The sequence below is a fragment of the Enterobacter cloacae complex sp. SHL020 genome (assembly GCF_049236945.1).
In the GTDB taxonomy this organism is placed as follows: Bacteria; Pseudomonadota; Gammaproteobacteria; order Enterobacterales; family Enterobacteriaceae; genus Enterobacter; species Enterobacter dykesii.
Window position 1 is genome coordinate 357990 of the sequence record NZ_JBMKJF010000001.1, and the last position, 16152, is coordinate 374141.

The window sequence follows — 16152 nt, forward strand, 5'->3', positions numbered from 1 at the left end:
ATCCGCGGATGACGATACCGACGCTCACGACAGAACGCTTGCTGCTAAAACCGCTGGTTGCCGAAGATGCGGCCCAGATTCAAACGCTTTATCCGCGCTGGGAGATCGTCCGCTATATGGTCTCTTCTGTACCCTGGCCCTACCCGGACAACGGCGCAGAAAACTATGTCAACAACGTGGCGCTGCCGGATATGGCAAAAGGGATCGCCTGGTTCTGGAGCATCCGTCGTCGCGAGGTGCCGGATGAGTTGATGGGTATTATCTGTTTGTATGACGTCGAAGATAACAACCGTGGATTCTGGTTGGCGCCGGAGTTTCAGGGCCAGGGATACATGCGTGAGGCCAGCATTGCCGCGACGGATTACTGGTTCAATACGCTAAACAAACCCGTATTACGCGCCCCGAAAGCCGCCGCAAACAGCCGCTCCCGGCGTATTTCAGACAGTAGCGGCATGCGGCTTATCAGGACGGAAAAGAAAGCCTACGTCAGCGGCATGCTGGATTCCGAGCTGTGGGAAATCACCCGCGACGAGTGGAACGCCCGTCAGGTCAGCTGATAATACTTATCCGGCATCAGCCTTTCCGGAATGTTCTCTTCATCGTTCATCTGCAGCAGATCGCGTTCCATCATGTTGCAGATGGCGTCCAGCGGCAGATCGTTATCTTCTGTGCCGAACGGGTCTTCCAGCTCTTCCGCCAGGGTGTCCAGCGAGATAAAGGTGTAGGAGATCAGCGCCGAGACAAACGGCGTCATGTAGTGCAGATCTACAACCAGCGCGAACGGCAGCATGATGCAGAACAGATAGACCGTTCGGTGCAAAATCAGCGTATAGGCAAACGGCACCGGCGTTGTGGCAATGCGCTCGCAGCCGGAGAGGACGATGGACATATCGTTCAGACGGTTGTTCAGGCTGTGGAACAGGATGTCTGAAAGCTGCCCGTTACGCCGCCACACGGCCAGCCACTCCCCCATGATCAGTAAAATACGGTTCGCCGGCGAGTTGGCGCTCATCACGTGGCGTAAATCATCCGGAGCAAGATAGCGAGAGAGCTGTTCCGCGTTCAGGTCCCGGCGCAGGGTCATGCGCAGGCAGTTGGCAAAAGCTATCTGCAGGCGGACAAATTCACCCAGGTGCTTATCGTCAGGCAAGGTGTTTTTTACCTCGCGAAACAGCGAGCGTGCCGCTATCATCAACTGCCCCCACAGCAGGCGAGCCTCAACGTAGCGCGAATAACAGGCGTTGTTTCTGAAACCGAGAAAAATAGCGATCGCCACGCCGAGAATGCTAAATGGCGCGACGGTAAATTTGATGCCCAGCGAGGTATACCACGGCAGCATCAGAATAACGGCGATAGAAAGCAGGAAGTTGAGCAGCAGTCGCGTGTAGATTTTGGGAAGTACTGAACCGTGCCAGACAAAAATCAGTTGTAGCCAGTGCTGTTTAGGACGAACAATCATAGTGAGTTTCAGGAAGGAAAAGAGCGTGGCTATTAAACGTGATCTCCCTCACCGTTGCAAGCATGTTAACGAAACATTGAATTTTATGACCTGCCTGGCGATAACCGCACGGTGCTGCATGTTGTTTTAAAAAAAGACCCAATAGTATGTTGTAACTAACATAAGTCGTAGTTAAACCCGGCCGAAGCCGGGTGACGTCATTAGCAAAGAGGTTTCACCGCTGCGCGCATTCCCTTCAGCAGAATAGCATCCAGGTCCAGGGTCACCTGGTCGACGAGACCGGAGATTTGCGTCAGATCCTGTTCCCAATGCTCGCTCACGCTCAGTACGGACTGCACCAGCTCACGGGTGCTCAACTGCCGATCACGGTGCTGCGCCCAGAGCTGCTGATAACGTTCCAGCCAGAATGCATCATCCTGCACCGGATAGTTCTCCCCGTTACGCTCCGCGCGATAAAACGCCATCAATGCAGCCAGCGCGAACGTCAGACGCGGAGGCAATTGTCCGCTTGCCTTCTGCCCTGCCAGCAGCTGCGGCAGGATGCGGGTGCGATATTTAGTCATGCCGTTGAGCGCAATGGAAAGCAGCTGGTGTCTGATGTAAGGATTGCGAAAACGCCCAGTTACCGCGCTGGCGAAAGATTCCAGCTCATCATGCGGCAGATCGAGGACCGGAATGATCTCCTGATAAATCGCTTTTTCGACAAACGCGCAGATCTCGGCATCATTCATCGCCTCGCCAACCGTCTCTAACCCTGCCTGGAATGCCACCGGCACCAGCGCCGTATGCGCACCGTTCAGGATTGCGACTTTGCGCTCTTTGTAGGGCCTGATGTCGTCGACAATCAGCACATTCAACGGGTACTTATCCAGACGGAGTTCCTGCGCAAGGGATGCCGGCCCCTGGATAACGAACAGATAGAAATGTTCAGCCGTATCCAGAAAACCATCGTGATAACCCAGTTCAGCCTCCAGCGTGGCCGCTTCATCGCGCGGGTAACCGGTCACGATACGGTCGACCAGCGTCGAGCAGAAGCTGTTGGCGTTATTTAGCCACTGAATAAAGGCGGCAGGCAGCGCCCACTCCCGGGCATAGCGCAGGACGAGTTCGCGCAATGCGTCACCGTTGTAATCAATCAGCTCGCACGGAATGATGATCCAGCCTTTATCCGCCGCACCGTTGAAGTGGCTAAAGCGCTCAAACAGCAGTCGCGTCAGCTTCGCCGGGTAGCTCACCGCAGGAGCATCGTCGAATCTGTCCCCCGCGTGGTAGCTGATACCCGCTTCGGTAGTGTTCGATAAAACAAAGCGCATATCCGGATTGTGCGCCAGTTTCAGGAACGCATCATACTGGCCATAGATGTCGATCTCCCGGTTAACCGAGCGGATAAGACGGCTCTCACTCACCGCTTCACCCTGCCCGTTCAGGCCGCGAATGATTGTGGTATAGAGACCATCCTGAGTGTTCAGCGACGGCGGGAAGTCGCTCTGAATAGGACGAACGATCACCACTCCGGCGTTAAGATCGGTATGTTCATTTAGCAGGTCAATTTGCCAGTCGACAAACGCACGCAGGAAGTTGCCTTCACCAAACTGAATAATGCGTTCCGGGTATTGAGCACCGGGAAACTCACGACGGTTGAGCGTGTTCACAAGAGGGTTCCTTTTATGATTAGTCATACAGCCTGATAAGATTGGTACGATAACTTATCAAAACTTAACGACCAGAAACCCTGTTTTGATCAATCCACGGTGTAGTTGTACAAAAAAATCATAAGAACTTATAGAACACGGACGTGGCCGTCATGGCGCCGTCCGGCATCAGGGCATAGCGCGGGATCTCCCCCACTTTTTGCCAGCCGGCACGCTGGTAGAACGTCTCGGCGCCGCTGCCGGTGGAGGTATCGAGTACCAGAACCGAAATATCTCTGGCCCGCGCCTCCGCTTCAAGCGCTTCCATCAATGCCATCGCGGCACCATTCCGGCGCGCTTTCTCGTGAACCAGCAGCTTCGCCACATCGGCGCGATGCGGCTGGTTTTCCGGCTGGTCGACGATCAGCTGCACCGTCCCGATGACGCCGTCCTGCGGGTCGATACTGGCCAGCACCAGCCGCTCGCCTCGCGCGACGCTTTCGGCAATGCCGAGCCAGAATGAACGAGCCTTATCCAGACTGAAGGGAAGCATAAAGCTGACGGATGCCCCGCCGTTCACACAGTTTTCGAGGATCCCGGCCAGCGCATCTAGGTGGGTGAGAATTTCGTCGCGGGTGAGGTTTTTGATTTGCAGTGAGGTATTCATTGTTTTTCCTTACGTTGAATACCGTCACTGTGCATTTAACATCTTCTTAACGCAAACGGATCGGACATACGCTTTTGTTATGTTACCGGGCGCGCTGACGCTGCTGTTTCATGGCATACATCTTTTCATCGGCATCTTTTAACCACTGCTGCAGGTCGTTGCCATTATGATCGAATTCACTGAGCCCCCACGAGAAACGGAGCGACCAGGGATGTAGCCTGCGGGCGTTATAATTTTCTACCTGCTCGGCAAGATACTGCATGGCAATCCAGGCGCCCTGCTCATCCGTATCCGCGAACAGCACGGCAAACTCGTCCCCGCCGAAACGCACCAGCAGATCCGCTTCACGGAAAGAGGCGCGCATCAGCTGTGCCATCGCTTTCAGCGCCTTATCCCCCTCTTCATGCCCGAAGCGATCGTTAATTTCCTTAAAGCGATCCAAATCCAGCCAGCCGAGCGTGAGCGGCTCAGCGCGACGCCGGGCAACGGAAAGCGTGAACCGCACGAGCTGATTAAAGCCCCGACGGTTGAATAACCCGGTCAATTCATCGGTGGTCGCCGCGCTGATGGCAGCAAATTCATCCTCAGCCAGCGCGCCAAGGTCTCCCAGCACGGCGAGGTCGGCGGCAGAAAACTCGCGGGGAGCGTAATCAATCAGGCACAGCGAGCCAACGCTTGCGCCGTCGCGCAGGCGCAGCGGGAAGCCCGCGTAAAACCGCACGCGAGGCTCACCGGCCACCAGCGGGTTATCCGCAAAACGATCGTCCTGAAGCATATCTCCCACTACCAGCGGTGCTTCGGTGAGGATCGTATGACCACAAAATGAGATATTACGCGGAACGCTGCCGGGCGCCTGACCGTCGGCCGACTTAACGATCAGCGAATGCTCATCAATGAGATTGACCATCGCCAGCGGCACCTGGAAGAAGCGTTTTGCCAGACGCGTTAAGCGGTCAAACGCCGGGGAACTGTCGATCTCAAGCAGACCTGATTCTCTTAGCGAGTTGAGTCTGTCCGTTTCATTTTCAGGGGTTGCAGGTGCTTTCATAATGTCTCCTGACGTAAAGCGTTACTAAAAGCGTAGCTTAAACAGAGACATTGTCAGCGTTCTGACAGCCTGTTAAGCCGCTTACTATTCACGTCAATGCCTTATGACGATTAACGCAGCTATGTTTCACTCCCGGAGGCGGCAATGTGCTCGTCCGCCACCCGGGCGCTGGTACGGTTTCGACCCGCTTTTTTGGAACGATAGAGATGATCGTCCGCTTCGGCCATGAGCTTGTTGAAGACCTCGGTCAACTGCCATGACTCGGCCTTTCCGCTGCCGAGGCCAATGCTGACCGTCAAGTAGAGCGTCTGGTGACGCCATGTAAAAGGATGGCTGGCCACGGTGGATCGGATACGTTCAGCCAGTTCAAAACCGTGCTGCGCGTCGCCTGAATTGACCACCACGGCGAACTCTTCCCCGCCCATGCGCGCCACCATGCCGTCTTCACCGACGACCTGCTGCACCTGTCGGGCAAACGACGCCAGCACGCGGTCTCCGCACTCGTGGCCGTAGTTATCATTAATGCTTTTGAAATAATCAATATCCAGCAGCATGACGGTCAAAAAACGCGTGTGCCGGTAGCTTTCTTCATGCTTTAACGCCTCATAAAGCCCGGAACGCGAGTAGACGTGCGTTAAGAAGTCATAATCAGCCCTCAGTGAAACCTGGCGGATCAGAGAATTAATCGCCGCCATGCTGACGGAAACCATCACCGGGCAGATCGCCATCGTGGCGATCCCCAGCCGGGCAGAAAACATCATTGGCGTCGTAAACGGCGTCGCCACGGCAATATTAATAATCGAGTTGGCGACCAGAATAATTTCAGTGGCGCCCGTGACAAACGTCAGCAGGCAGGTCGCCGGCAATGAGTAGCGAACCGCACACCAGATAAGCGCAGGCAGAGGAAATGAGAGGCTCCCCGCGCCGCCGATGACCACCGACGCGACCACCGAGACGATCAGCGCAATTACCGGCAGCAGCTGCTCCAGACGTAACCTGAATTCGCGCACGGGCATGCCTATCGTGAGCATACACGGTACCACCAGCACGCCGGTTGAGAACTGCTCGCTAAACCAGTCGGCAAACAGCGGCCAGAAGGTATGACTATCAATCCCCACCGATCCCACGGCGCCGAGCAAGGCACAAAGCAGCGCGGCAATCAGACAGTAGTTAAACAGGCGTAATGCGTTAAGCGGATCGGGGGTTTTCTTCATCAGCCGCTTGTCGCGTTGAACCAGCACGGCGACAACGACGATAAAGATCATGTTAGACAGGTTGATCGTCACTGAGGCCAACCCCCAGTTGGTCGTTACCGCGTCGTACAACAGCATCGCGACATAACATACCGCATAGTAATGCAGTCGATTCAGATAAACAAAGCGGGCGAAGATCCCTGCCATGACGCCATTCAGCGGCCAGAACAGCGACAGGGCCTCAATGAGCCGTAATTCCGCGCCCACAAAATAGAATAAGGTGGTGAGGATGAAGATCGTCGTTGCATTTCGCAGCGGCGTGTCAACCTGGAACGGCCTGATAGCGGTAAGAGCAGAACGCATTAAATATCATTCCATATGAGAGCTTATGGCAATTATTGCGGTCGTCAGCACGATCTGGACTAACTTGGGATGCATCTATAACACAAATACCACTGGAGCATAACTCGTCAAATTTAGGCGTTCATCTGCAGCACCAGCCAGTGGTGGATAACGCTGACGATATAATTTTGTTGCGGCGCCGTGAGCGTTACACCCTGTGGAATGTTGTGCCACTTTGCCAGACAGCCCCGACAACAGGTGGCGGTGGCGTGCTGGGCGATAAACACCGGATGTCCGCGCATAGGCGTCTGTTTACCGTCGTTTGCGGGGTGCGCGGGCGCCAGGCGCTTTTCGACAAAATCCGCGGCGTGCCGGTCAATGGTTTCGGGGCCTTTGTCCCAGCAGTACTGTCGTTCCTTATCGCCTAACCGAAAGCGCGAGCGAAATGTCGATCGCGCCAGGCGGGAAAAGAGAGGATCCAGATCGGACATCAGTATACGGAACGTCCCAGGCGCTGGGTCAGTTTCTCCAGAACCGCCACCCCGGCAAGTGAATTTCCCGTTTCATCCAGTTCCGGGCTCCAGACGGCTATCGCCATTTCATGCGGTACAATCGCCACGACTCCGCCGCCGACGCCCGATTTAGCCGGAAGTCCAACGCGCCAGGCAAACTCACCGGCGTTTTGATACATCCCGCTGGTGGCCATCAGCGCGTTAACCTGCCGGGCCTGAAGCGGAGAAACCACCTCCTGATCGAGATGCGGCGCGTGCCCCTGGTGCGCAAGGAACAGGAACGTCTGGGCCAGCTCAACGCAGCTCATTTTCAGGGCGCAGTAATGGAAGTAGTTTTGCAGCACGGTCGCCACGTCGTTGTGGAAATTACCAAAGGATTTCATCAGCCACGCGATAGCCGCGTTACGGGCGGAGTGTTCAAACTCCGAGCGTGCCACCACCGCATCATAGGCAATATCGTCAACGCCCGAGAGCTGGCGAACAATCTCCAGCATTCGCTGGCGCGGTGCGCTGAGGCGGCTTTGCAGCATATCGCAGACCACCAGCGCTCCGGCATTGATAAAGGGATTTCGCGGTTTACCCTGTTCAATCTCGAGCTGAAGCAGCGAGTTAAAAGGCTGGCCGGAAGGATCTTTACCGACACGCTGCCAGATCTCTTCTTCTTCATACTGGCGCATCGCCGCAACCAGACTCAGCACTTTCGAAATGGACTGAATGGAAAAACGCTCAGTCGCATCGCCTGCCTGGTATCGCTGTCCGTCGATGGTACAGATAGCAATCCCCAGCTTATTCCCGCTCACCGAGGCAAGGGCCGGAATATAGTCGGCAACCTTCCCCTTTCCAATTAACGGACGAACCTGCGCCAGAATCTCGTCCAACATCTCATTATGGATGACCGCAGCCACACTTTGCTCCTTGCCCTCAGGCTAAAACGGGCTGCGAGTATAACAGAGGCTTATGTATTGCGTCAGGCGCTAAGACGAAAACGCGAAACGGACTGCAATAAAAGATCGGATTGCTTTTGCAGCCGCTCAGAGGCATCCGAGGCGTCTGAGACCAGCAGGTCCGTCTGACGGGAGACCTGATTCAGCGCCTGAAGCTGGCGCGTCATCTGGTGAATACTGTCTCCCTGGCTGAGCGTGGCGGTTGAGATCTCATTAAGCAAACTGCTTAAATTGCCCACCAGACCGGTGACCTGCTGCAGATTTTCTTCCATCAGGTTAACGGCGCGGGAACCGTCTTCAATGCCCTGCAGCGAGCGGTTGATCAGCTCCTGAATGGTCTGCGTCGAGTGGCTGCTCTTTCTGGCCAAAAGCCCGACTTCCCTGGCGACGACGGCAAAGCCGCGCCCCTGGTTTCCGGCATGGGCCGCCTCGATGGCGGCATTCAGCGCCAGGATGTTGGTCTGAAACGCCACGCTGTCGATCATCGCCACGATCCCGCGCATCTCAGAAGATCGGTCGACGATCGCCTGCATAGACGCATTCACGGTAGACATCATTCGGTCGCCGCCCACGGCCGCCTGACGCGCCTCATCGGCCCGCGAGCTGGCGAGCCTGGCATAGCCGGTATTCCCTTCCACATGGCTTTCCAGCGCCGCAATATGCGCCGTCACATCCTCAAGCTCTTTTGCCTGGCGCGCTGACTGCTGATACAGCTTCTGGTTACCCTGCGCAAGGGAGTCAATGTTCTCCACCATCGTGGCGGTGGCATGGCTCACCTGCGTCACCAGCTGCTGCAGACCGTGCTGCATAGTCGCTATACTGTCGCTAAGCTGACCTATCTCCCGGTTAAAGCGCATGACGTTCGGCGGGGTGCCGGAGAGATCCCCTGCCGCCAGCCGGTTAATATGCGCTATCAACCGACGCAGCGGCGTAATCACCCATCTGGACATGCCGAACCAGACGACAGCCGCGATGGCAAGCAACAGCACCGGCGCAAACAGGAACAACGTTTGCAGGCCGGAGAGCTGCGCCATTAGGCTCTGACGCCCCTGCATGGCCTGCTTCTCGCTTGCCTGCTGATAGCGCGCATAGTTGTCGTTAAAATCAGACTGAAACGCCTGAGCCGGTACGGCAAAAAACGCGTCGATGGTGTTGGTCTTAATCAGAGCTTCAGCCTGCTCGTTGATCGCGCCGTAAAAAAGCTGATAGCTGTTCACCAGGGCGTCGTCTTTCGGCGGATTCAGCGCCAGCCAGGCCTTCCACGCCTGCTGAGAAACCGTCAGCGCCTTTTGCGCATCGTCCATCAGGCTATGCCAGCTCCCGTCGGATCCGGTCTCTTTATCCTGCATAAACCAGACGCCGGAGCGGTTAAGCAGATCGCTTGCCGCCAGCAGGGAAACACGAGCCAGATCCAGCTTGCTCTGCTGCTGCCAGGCCAGCAGGTTTTGCTGCTCGTTGCGCTGGGCGTCGTTCAGGGAGGCGTTAAGCAGGAATGAGGAGGAGAGCTGCAGCGCGGAGAAAAGGCCAATAATGCAAAAGATACCCGTCAGCAGGCCAAAGTGACGAGGGGTGAGACGCTGCGCAATACGGCGAAAAATTTGCGTTAGGTTCATAATTATCTTCATTTACAATGCGTTAGACGCGTGCGAGTCTACGAAATGAAAATGACAGAACCATTGCAGATAAATGACAACGGCCCTCGTGATGAGGGCCGAAATCACTGGCGGGTGCCGCCGGGTGAAAAACTACACGCGATCCTTCCACACCGTCTGCACGTTACAGAACTCGTGCAAACCAAAGCGGGAAAGCTCGCGGCCAAAGCCGCTTTTCTTCACGCCGCCGAAGGCTACGCGCGCGTCGCTGGCGCTAAAGCCGTTGATAAACACGCCGCCGCATTCCAGTTCGCGGGAGAATTTATCCGCAAGCGCCGCGTCAGCGGTAAAGACGGTGGCGGACAGGCCAAAGTCGCTGTCGTTGGCAAGCGCCAGGGCGTGCTCCGCGTCTTTTGCGACAGTCACGGCCGCGACCGGACCAAACAGTTCCTGGCGAAACGCCGTCATCGACGGGGTGACGTTCGCCAGCACGGTTGGCGCGTAATAATTCCCCTCTCCGCTGATTTTCTCTCCGCCCAGCAGCAGCGTTGCCCCTTCGGCCAGGGTGGCCTGCACCTGCTGATGCAGCTCATCGCGCAGGTCATAACGCGCCATCGGGCCCAGGTAATTCTCTTCTGCTTCCGGCGCGCCCATCTTTAACGCGGCGACGGCATCGACGAAGCGGCGGGTAAAGGTATCCGCAATCCCCTCTTCCACAATGAAGCGTTTGGCCGCCGCGCACACCTGCCCGGTATTCTGGTAGCGCCCCGCCACCGCCGCCTTCACGGCAAGATCCAGGTCGGCATCGTTGAGAACAATAAACGGGTCGGAGCCACCCAGCTCAAGCACGCATTTTTTCAGAGCGGCTCCTGCCTGCGCGCCAATGGCCGCACCGGCACGCACGCTGCCGGTGACGGTCACCGCCGCAATACGGCGATCGTTAATCGCCTGGCTTACGCCGTCATTGGTGGCGTTCACCCAGCTGAATACGCCTTCAGGGAAACCGGCATCCGCAAAGATCTGCGCAATCAGCTCCGCAGAGCCGAGCACGTTTGGCGCATGCTTAAGCAGATAGCTGTTACCTGCAAGCAGAATCGGCACCGCGCCGCGCAGCACCTGCCAGAGCGGAAAGTTCCACGGCATCACCGCGAGAATCGGCCCCAGAGGACGGTATTCAATGACCGCATTGTGGTTTTCCACAAGCGTAGGCTCCGCACGCAGCATCGCCGGACCGTGCTCGGCGTACCAGTCGCACAGACCCGCGGATTTTGCCACTTCCGCCCGCGCCTGCAGGATGGGTTTCCCCATTTCACGGGAGATGGTCTGCGCCATCTCTTCTGCGCGGTTTCGCAGCGCTGCGCCGAGATCGCGAAGCTTCTGCGCACGATTGGACACGCTTTCGCGTCGCCACAGGCGATATCCCGCGTCAGACTGAGCAATCGCGCATTCAACCTCTTCCGGCGTCGCCCAGGCAACGGCGCCGAGAGTTTCCCCCGTTGCCGGGTTAACGGACAGGGCATGTGTAGCAGATGAATATTTCATGATGTTCTCCACGCATTTCGGTTGATTGATTGTGGCTCACTCTGCTATTTCTTAAAAATGAATAATACTAACCACCTTATTCACGAAACGAGAATGCTATGGACTTAACCCAGCTTGAAATGTTTAACGCCGTCGCGCTGACGGGCAGCATCACCCAGGCGGCGCAGAAGGTGCATCGCGTGCCGTCCAACCTGACGACCCGCATCCGCCAGCTGGAAGCCGATCTTGGCGTTGAGCTGTTTATTCGTGAGAACCAGCGTTTGCGCTTATCTCCAGCCGGGCATAACTTCCTGCGCTACAGCAGGCAGATCCTCGCCCTGGTGGATGAAGCGCGCATGGTCGTCGCGGGTGATGAGCCGCAGGGGTTATTTGCCCTCGGCGCGCTGGAAAGCACCGCCGCGGTGCGCATTCCCGAAACGCTGGCGCAGTTTAACCAGCGCTATCCGCGCATTCAGTTTGCCCTTTCTACCGGGCCTTCCGGGACGATGATTGATGGCGTATTGGAGGGCACCCTCAGCGCCGCCTTTGTCGACGGGCCGCTGTCGCACCCGGAGCTGGAGGGCATGCCGGTCTACCGGGAAGAGATGATGCTGGTCACGCCTGCCGGTCATGCGGAGGTCGCCCGCGCCACGCAGGTCAGCGGCAGCGACGTTTACGCCTTTCGCGCAAACTGCTCGTACCGTCGACATCTGGAAAGCTGGTTTCATGCGGACAGAGCCACGCCCGGCCGCATTCATGAGATGGAGTCCTATCACGGCATGCTCGCCTGCGTCATTGCGGGCGCGGGTATCGCGCTGATGCCGCGCTCGATGCTGGAGAGTATGCCGGGACATCATCAGGTTGAAGCCTGGCCGCTGGCGGAAAACTGGCGCTGGCTCACTACCTGGCTGGTGTGGCGGCGCGGGGCGATGACCCGCCAGCTGGAAGCCTTTATAGCGCTGCTAAACGAACGTCTTCAACCAGCGCCTTCTCCATAAACAGGCTGAGCGGATCGTTAGCGTACGGGGCAAACGCCGGCCGCAAATCATACCCGCACTGCTCGTACAGGCGAACCGCGGCGCGCTGTTTAATGCCCGTCTCCAGCCTTACCGTGTGGCAATGGCGGCTCAGGGCCTCATCTTCCAGAGCGGCCAGCAGCGTCTCGCCGAGATGCTGCCCGCGATGAGCCGGATCGATATAGACCCGCTTCATCTCCCCCGTTCCGTCGCCGTTGAGCACGATGGCCCCGCAGCCTACGGCGTGCAGCTGCTGGTCACGAATGACCATCAGGATCAGCGAGGCTTCCGGCAGCGCGGACAGGTCGAGAAGATGATTGCTTTCGGCGGGATAGAGTTCGCTCTGGTAGCGGTCAAGCGCCGCGATCAGGTTGAGAATGTCCGGATGACGTGCAGATTCAGAGGTAATGGAATACATGGCAGGCTCCTTGCTGTTTTTATATCAACATAGCTCAGGCCTGCTGGGGTGGTTCATAGTATTAACTTATAGCGCGTCTCTCAGCTAGCGCAGGAAGATTCGCCCTTTCAGGTACAGGGTCGCCTGCCCGCCAATCAGCACGCGGTCGCCCTTCAGCTCGCAGCGCAAATCCCCGCCACGGTATGACACCTGGCGGGCATTGAGTGACGTTTTGCCCAGCTTTTCGCTCCAGTAAGGGATCAGCATGCTGTGGGCGGATCCGGTGACCGGATCTTCCGGCACCCCTTCGCCCGGGCAGAAGAAGCGGCTGACGAAGTCATATTCTTCGCCCGGCGCCGTCACGCAGACCATTTTATCCAGCGGAAGCATGGCCCCAATATCCGGCGTTAACGCTTCAACCTGCTGCTGGCTCGCCAGCACCACCATGTAATCGCGTCCGACGCGCACCTCTTTTGCCTCCGTGATGCCCAGCGCGCTAAACAGCAGCGCAGGTGGGTTCTCGACAACCTCCGTTGACCACGCCGGGAAGTTCAGCGTCAGCCAGTCGCCGCTGCGCTTGACGGTCAGATCGCCCACGAAGCGGGTGGTGAAGGTGATTTCGGTATGCGGATAATCAAGGTATTCGAAAATGACGTGCGATGCGGCAAGCGTGGCGTGACCGCACAGGTTAATTTCATACAGCGTGGTGAACCAGCGCAGCTCAAACCCGCCGTCGGTGCGCACGAAAAAGGCGGTCTCAGACTGGTTATGCTGCTGCGCCATTTTGAGCAGCGTTTCGTCCGGCAGCCACTCTTCCAGAGGACATACCGCTGCGGCGTTGCCGCCAAAGGTTTTATCGCTGAAGGCATCCACCAGATAAAAATCAATTTCCTGCATTGTCTCTTCCTCTCTTGTTATGGGTTTTTAGCGCAGAAAAACTGTGCCTTTCAGATAAAGCGCGGCCTGCCCGCTCATCAGCACGCGCGAACCTTTCAGCTCACAGCGTATATCGCCGCCGCGCGCGGAAACCTGACGGGCAAACATCGTGGTTTTGCCCAGCTTTTCGCTCCAGTACGGGATCAGCATGGTATGTGCGGAGCCGGTGACCGGGTCTTCCGGGACGGAAACGCCCGGTGAGAAAAAGCGGCTGACAAAATCATATTCCCCCTCTCCGCGTGCCGTAACGCTCACCTTATGCTCGCCTGGCGTCATCGCCGAGAAGCGCGGCGCAAGCGCTTCAACCTGCTGGCGATTGTCCAGAACGATCAGCCAGGCGCGCCCTTTACGGGCTTCGACGTAGCGGCTGATACCCAGCGCCGAGAGCATCTCCGGCGGGGGTGTCTCTTCATGGGTTGGACATGCCGGGAAGTCCAGCGTCATCCACTCCCCCTCCCGGCTGACCGTCAGGCGGCCAGAGGCGGTATCAAAGTGAATCCGCGAATCCGGGTAATCCAGCTCGGTAAACAGCACGTGCGCGGCCGCCAGCGTAGCGTGGCCGCAGAGATTGACTTCGGTAAGCGTGGTAAACCAGCGTAGCTCAATGCCCCCTTTACTGCAGACGAAAAAAGCCGTTTCCGACTGATTATGCTGCTGCGCCATTTTCAGTAAGGTCTCATCGGGTAACCATTCCTTAAGCGGGCAAACGGCGGCCGGATTGCCGCCAAACGAGGTATCGCTGAACGCATCTACCAGATAAAAATCAATCTCCTGCATTGTCTTACCGCCTGTTTTTATTGTGTTGTTCTTTTATATTCAATGAAAACGGCGTTCCCGGCTACCGCTTTCATAAGGTAAATATTGCGATCTGCGTCACATAATGGTTGAGTTTTCGCCGTTCAACGTTTTAAGATCGTCTCCTCTTCTTTTCAGCAACGAATCTCCGACATCCCTATGACAACGAACACAGTTTCCCGCAGGGTTGCGTGGCTACGCGTGGTCACGCTGGCCATTGCCGCGTTTATTTTTAACACCACAGAATTTGTTCCGGTTGGGCTGTTGTCTGACATCGCTGAAAGTTTCCAGATGGAAACGGCTCAGGTGGGCATTATGTTGACCATCTACGCCTGGGTTGTGGCGCTGATGTCCCTGCCGTTTATGCTTTTGACCAGCCAGATGGAGCGGCGCAGGCTGCTGATCGGTCTGTTTGTGTTGTTCATCGCCAGCCATGTCCTGTCGTTTATGGCGTGGAATTTTACGGTGCTGGTCATTAGCCGAATCGGCATTGCCTTTGCCCATGCGGTGTTCTGGTCGATCACCGCATCGCTGGCTATTCGACTCGCACCGGCTGGGAAACGCGCCCAGGCGCTGAGCCTGATTGCCACCGGTACCGCGCTGGCGATGGTGCTGGGTCTGCCGATTGGCCGCATCGTGGGGCAATACTTCGGCTGGCGCACGACGTTCTTCGCCATCGGCATGGGCGCGCTGGTTACGCTGGTGTGCCTGATTAAGCTGCTGCCCGCGCTGCCGAGCGAACATTCCGGCTCGCTGAAAAGCCTGCCGCTGCTGATGCGTCGCCCGGCGCTGCTGGGTATCTACCTGCTTACCGTTATTGTGGTGACGGCCCATTACACGGCGTACAGCTACATTGAACCCTTTGTTCAGGTGGTGGCGGGCTTTAGCGCCAGCTTTGCCACCGTCCTGCTGTTGATCCTCGGCGGAGCGGGCATTATTGGCAGCGTGCTGTTCGGTAAGCTGGGTAACCGGCATGCGTCGACGCTGGTGAGCTGCGCTATCGGTCTGCTGCTGGCCTGCCTGCTGCTGCTGATGCCTGCCGCAGGCAGTGAAAGCCATCTGGCGATCCTCAGCCTGTTCTGGGGCGTGGCGATCATGATTATTGGTCTGGGCATGCAGGTGAAAGTCCTGGCCCTGGCACCGGATGCAACGGACGTCGCCATGTCGCTGTTCTCAGGGATTTTCAATCTGGGGATTGGCGCGGGCGCGCTGGTGGGAAATCAGGTAATACTGCACGTATCAATGTCGGCGATTGGCTATCTCGGCGCCATTCCGGCCCTGGTGGCGCTGGTCTGGTCGGTGCTCATCTTCCGTAAATGGCCGGTGGCGCTGGAGGAACAGGGTCAGCACGGGTGAGGCTTGTTTGTGACGGGTGGCGCAACGCCACCCGGCAATGACTTAATGGTAGGTCTTAATAATTTCCAGCACGCCGTTAATAATAAACTGCACGCCCATACAGACCAGTAAGAAGCCCATCAGACGGGAAATCGCCTCGATACCGCCCTTGCCTACCCAGCGCATGATGGCGCCGGAGCTGCGCAGCGACGCCCACACGATAACCCCGATAATCGCAAAGATGAGCGGCGGCGCAACCGTCAGCACCCAGTCCGGGAAGGTCGCGCTGTCCCGCACCGTTGAGGCGGAGCTGATGATCATCGCGATGGTACCCGGCCCCGCCGTGCTCGGCATGGCAATCGGCACAAAGGCGATATTCGCACTCGGTTCGGTTTCCAGCTCTTCGGACTTGTGCGTGGCCTCCGGCGACTCATGCGCTTTTTGCGCCGGGAACAGCATGCGGAAACCAATAAAGGCCACAATCAGCCCCCCGGCGATACGCAGGCCGGGAATGGAGATCCCGAAGGTGTTCATCACCACCTGTCCGGCGTAGTAAGCCACCATCATGATGGCAAACACATACACGGAGGCCATCATCGACTGATGGTTGCGCTCGGCGCTGTTCATATTCCCTGCCAGCCCGAGGAACAGCGCCACCGTCGTTAACGGGTTTGCCAACGGCAGCAAGACCACCAGCCCAAGACTGATTGCTTTTATTAAATCCAACATAGTGCGTTGTCGTCCTTATCCATATTTAACCCAGC

At 57.2% G+C, this 16152-nt stretch carries 16 protein-coding genes; 3 read left to right on the forward strand and 13 right to left on the reverse strand.

The annotated features are described in order from the left end of the window. The first annotated feature begins 8 nt into the window (after window positions 1–8). Window positions 9–557 carry a GNAT family N-acetyltransferase gene (locus tag ACOTZB_RS01680; protein WP_193807111.1) on the forward strand — a complete coding sequence of 183 codons (549 nt, stop codon included), beginning with the start codon at window positions 9–11 and terminating at the stop codon, window positions 555–557. Here ACOTZB_RS01680 and ACOTZB_RS01685 read toward each other — a convergent pair. From ACOTZB_RS01685 to sad, 9 genes are all read right to left on the reverse strand, one after another. Continuing rightward, window positions 545–1459: a bestrophin family protein gene (locus ACOTZB_RS01685; RefSeq protein ID WP_421626342.1), complete on the reverse strand. Its 915-nt coding sequence runs from the start codon at window positions 1457–1459 to the stop codon at window positions 545–547. The genes ACOTZB_RS01680 and ACOTZB_RS01685 overlap by 13 nt on opposite strands. 200 nt (window positions 1460–1659) lie before the next feature. Beyond that, window positions 1660–3111, reverse strand: coding sequence for a tagaturonate reductase (locus ACOTZB_RS01690; RefSeq protein WP_193807112.1), 1452 nt, complete (start codon window positions 3109–3111; stop codon window positions 1660–1662). Window positions 3112–3229: 118 nt separating this feature from the next. Then, window positions 3230–3757, reverse strand: a complete 528-nt coding sequence (locus ACOTZB_RS01695; protein WP_421626343.1) for a GNAT family N-acetyltransferase — start codon at window positions 3755–3757, stop codon at window positions 3230–3232. An 82-nt stretch (window positions 3758–3839) separates the two neighbouring features. Further along, the gene (locus ACOTZB_RS01700; protein WP_193807116.1) at window positions 3840–4805 is read right to left on the reverse strand and encodes a sensor domain-containing diguanylate cyclase; all 966 of its coding nucleotides are present in this window, start codon (window positions 4803–4805) and stop codon (window positions 3840–3842) included. A gap of 119 nt (window positions 4806–4924) precedes the next feature. Then, window positions 4925–6361, reverse strand: coding sequence for a sensor domain-containing diguanylate cyclase (locus ACOTZB_RS01705; RefSeq protein ID WP_421626344.1), 1437 nt, complete (start codon window positions 6359–6361; stop codon window positions 4925–4927). 113 nt (window positions 6362–6474) lie between these two features. Further along, entirely contained in the window at window positions 6475–6831 is a 357-nt protein-coding gene (locus ACOTZB_RS01710; protein WP_047060875.1) for a DUF4186 domain-containing protein, read from the reverse strand. Further along, window positions 6831–7757, reverse strand: coding sequence for a glutaminase B (gene glsB, locus ACOTZB_RS01715; protein WP_023311792.1), 927 nt, complete (start codon window positions 7755–7757; stop codon window positions 6831–6833). Before glsB ends, ACOTZB_RS01710 begins: the two co-directional genes overlap by 1 nt. A gap of 62 nt (window positions 7758–7819) precedes the next feature. Then, on the reverse strand, window positions 7820–9409 hold the full coding sequence (locus tag ACOTZB_RS01720) for a methyl-accepting chemotaxis protein (RefSeq protein WP_421626345.1): 1590 nt from the start codon (window positions 9407–9409) through the stop codon (window positions 7820–7822). Between the two features lie 132 nt (window positions 9410–9541). Continuing rightward, the gene (gene sad, locus ACOTZB_RS01725; RefSeq protein ID WP_421626346.1) at window positions 9542–10930 is read right to left on the reverse strand and encodes a succinate-semialdehyde dehydrogenase; all 1389 of its coding nucleotides are present in this window, start codon (window positions 10928–10930) and stop codon (window positions 9542–9544) included. A gap of 98 nt (window positions 10931–11028) precedes the next feature. Here sad and ptrR point away from each other — a divergent pair, with 98 nt between their 5' ends. Next, a complete protein-coding gene (ptrR, locus tag ACOTZB_RS01730) occupies window positions 11029–11907 on the forward strand; it encodes a putrescine utilization regulator PtrR (protein ID WP_033145537.1) in 879 nt (292 codons plus the stop codon). Here ptrR and ACOTZB_RS01735 read toward each other — a convergent pair. The 3 genes from ACOTZB_RS01735 to ACOTZB_RS01745 all read right to left on the reverse strand — a co-directional run bounded on the left by ACOTZB_RS01735 (window position 11861) and on the right by ACOTZB_RS01745 (window position 14035). Next, entirely contained in the window at window positions 11861–12343 is a 483-nt protein-coding gene (locus tag ACOTZB_RS01735; protein WP_421626347.1) for a GNAT family N-acetyltransferase, read from the reverse strand. The genes ptrR and ACOTZB_RS01735 overlap by 47 nt on opposite strands. An 84-nt stretch (window positions 12344–12427) precedes the next feature. Continuing rightward, window positions 12428–13219 carry a PhzF family phenazine biosynthesis protein gene (locus ACOTZB_RS01740; RefSeq protein ID WP_421626348.1) on the reverse strand — a complete coding sequence of 264 codons (792 nt, stop codon included), beginning with the start codon at window positions 13217–13219 and terminating at the stop codon, window positions 12428–12430. A 27-nt stretch (window positions 13220–13246) separates the two neighbouring features. Further along, window positions 13247–14035: a PhzF family phenazine biosynthesis protein gene (locus tag ACOTZB_RS01745; protein ID WP_421626349.1), complete on the reverse strand. Its 789-nt coding sequence runs from the start codon at window positions 14033–14035 to the stop codon at window positions 13247–13249. Between the two features lie 177 nt (window positions 14036–14212). Between ACOTZB_RS01745 and ACOTZB_RS01750 the strand changes: the two genes are divergently transcribed. After that, on the forward strand, window positions 14213–15409 hold the full coding sequence (locus ACOTZB_RS01750) for a sugar transporter (protein ID WP_196349985.1): 1197 nt from the start codon (window positions 14213–14215) through the stop codon (window positions 15407–15409). A gap of 42 nt (window positions 15410–15451) precedes the next feature. Here the strand turns inward: ACOTZB_RS01750 and ACOTZB_RS01755 are convergent, their stop codons facing one another. Continuing rightward, the gene (locus ACOTZB_RS01755; RefSeq protein WP_047653291.1) at window positions 15452–16117 is read right to left on the reverse strand and encodes a MarC family NAAT transporter; all 666 of its coding nucleotides are present in this window, start codon (window positions 16115–16117) and stop codon (window positions 15452–15454) included. Between the last annotated feature and the right edge of the window lie 35 nt (window positions 16118–16152).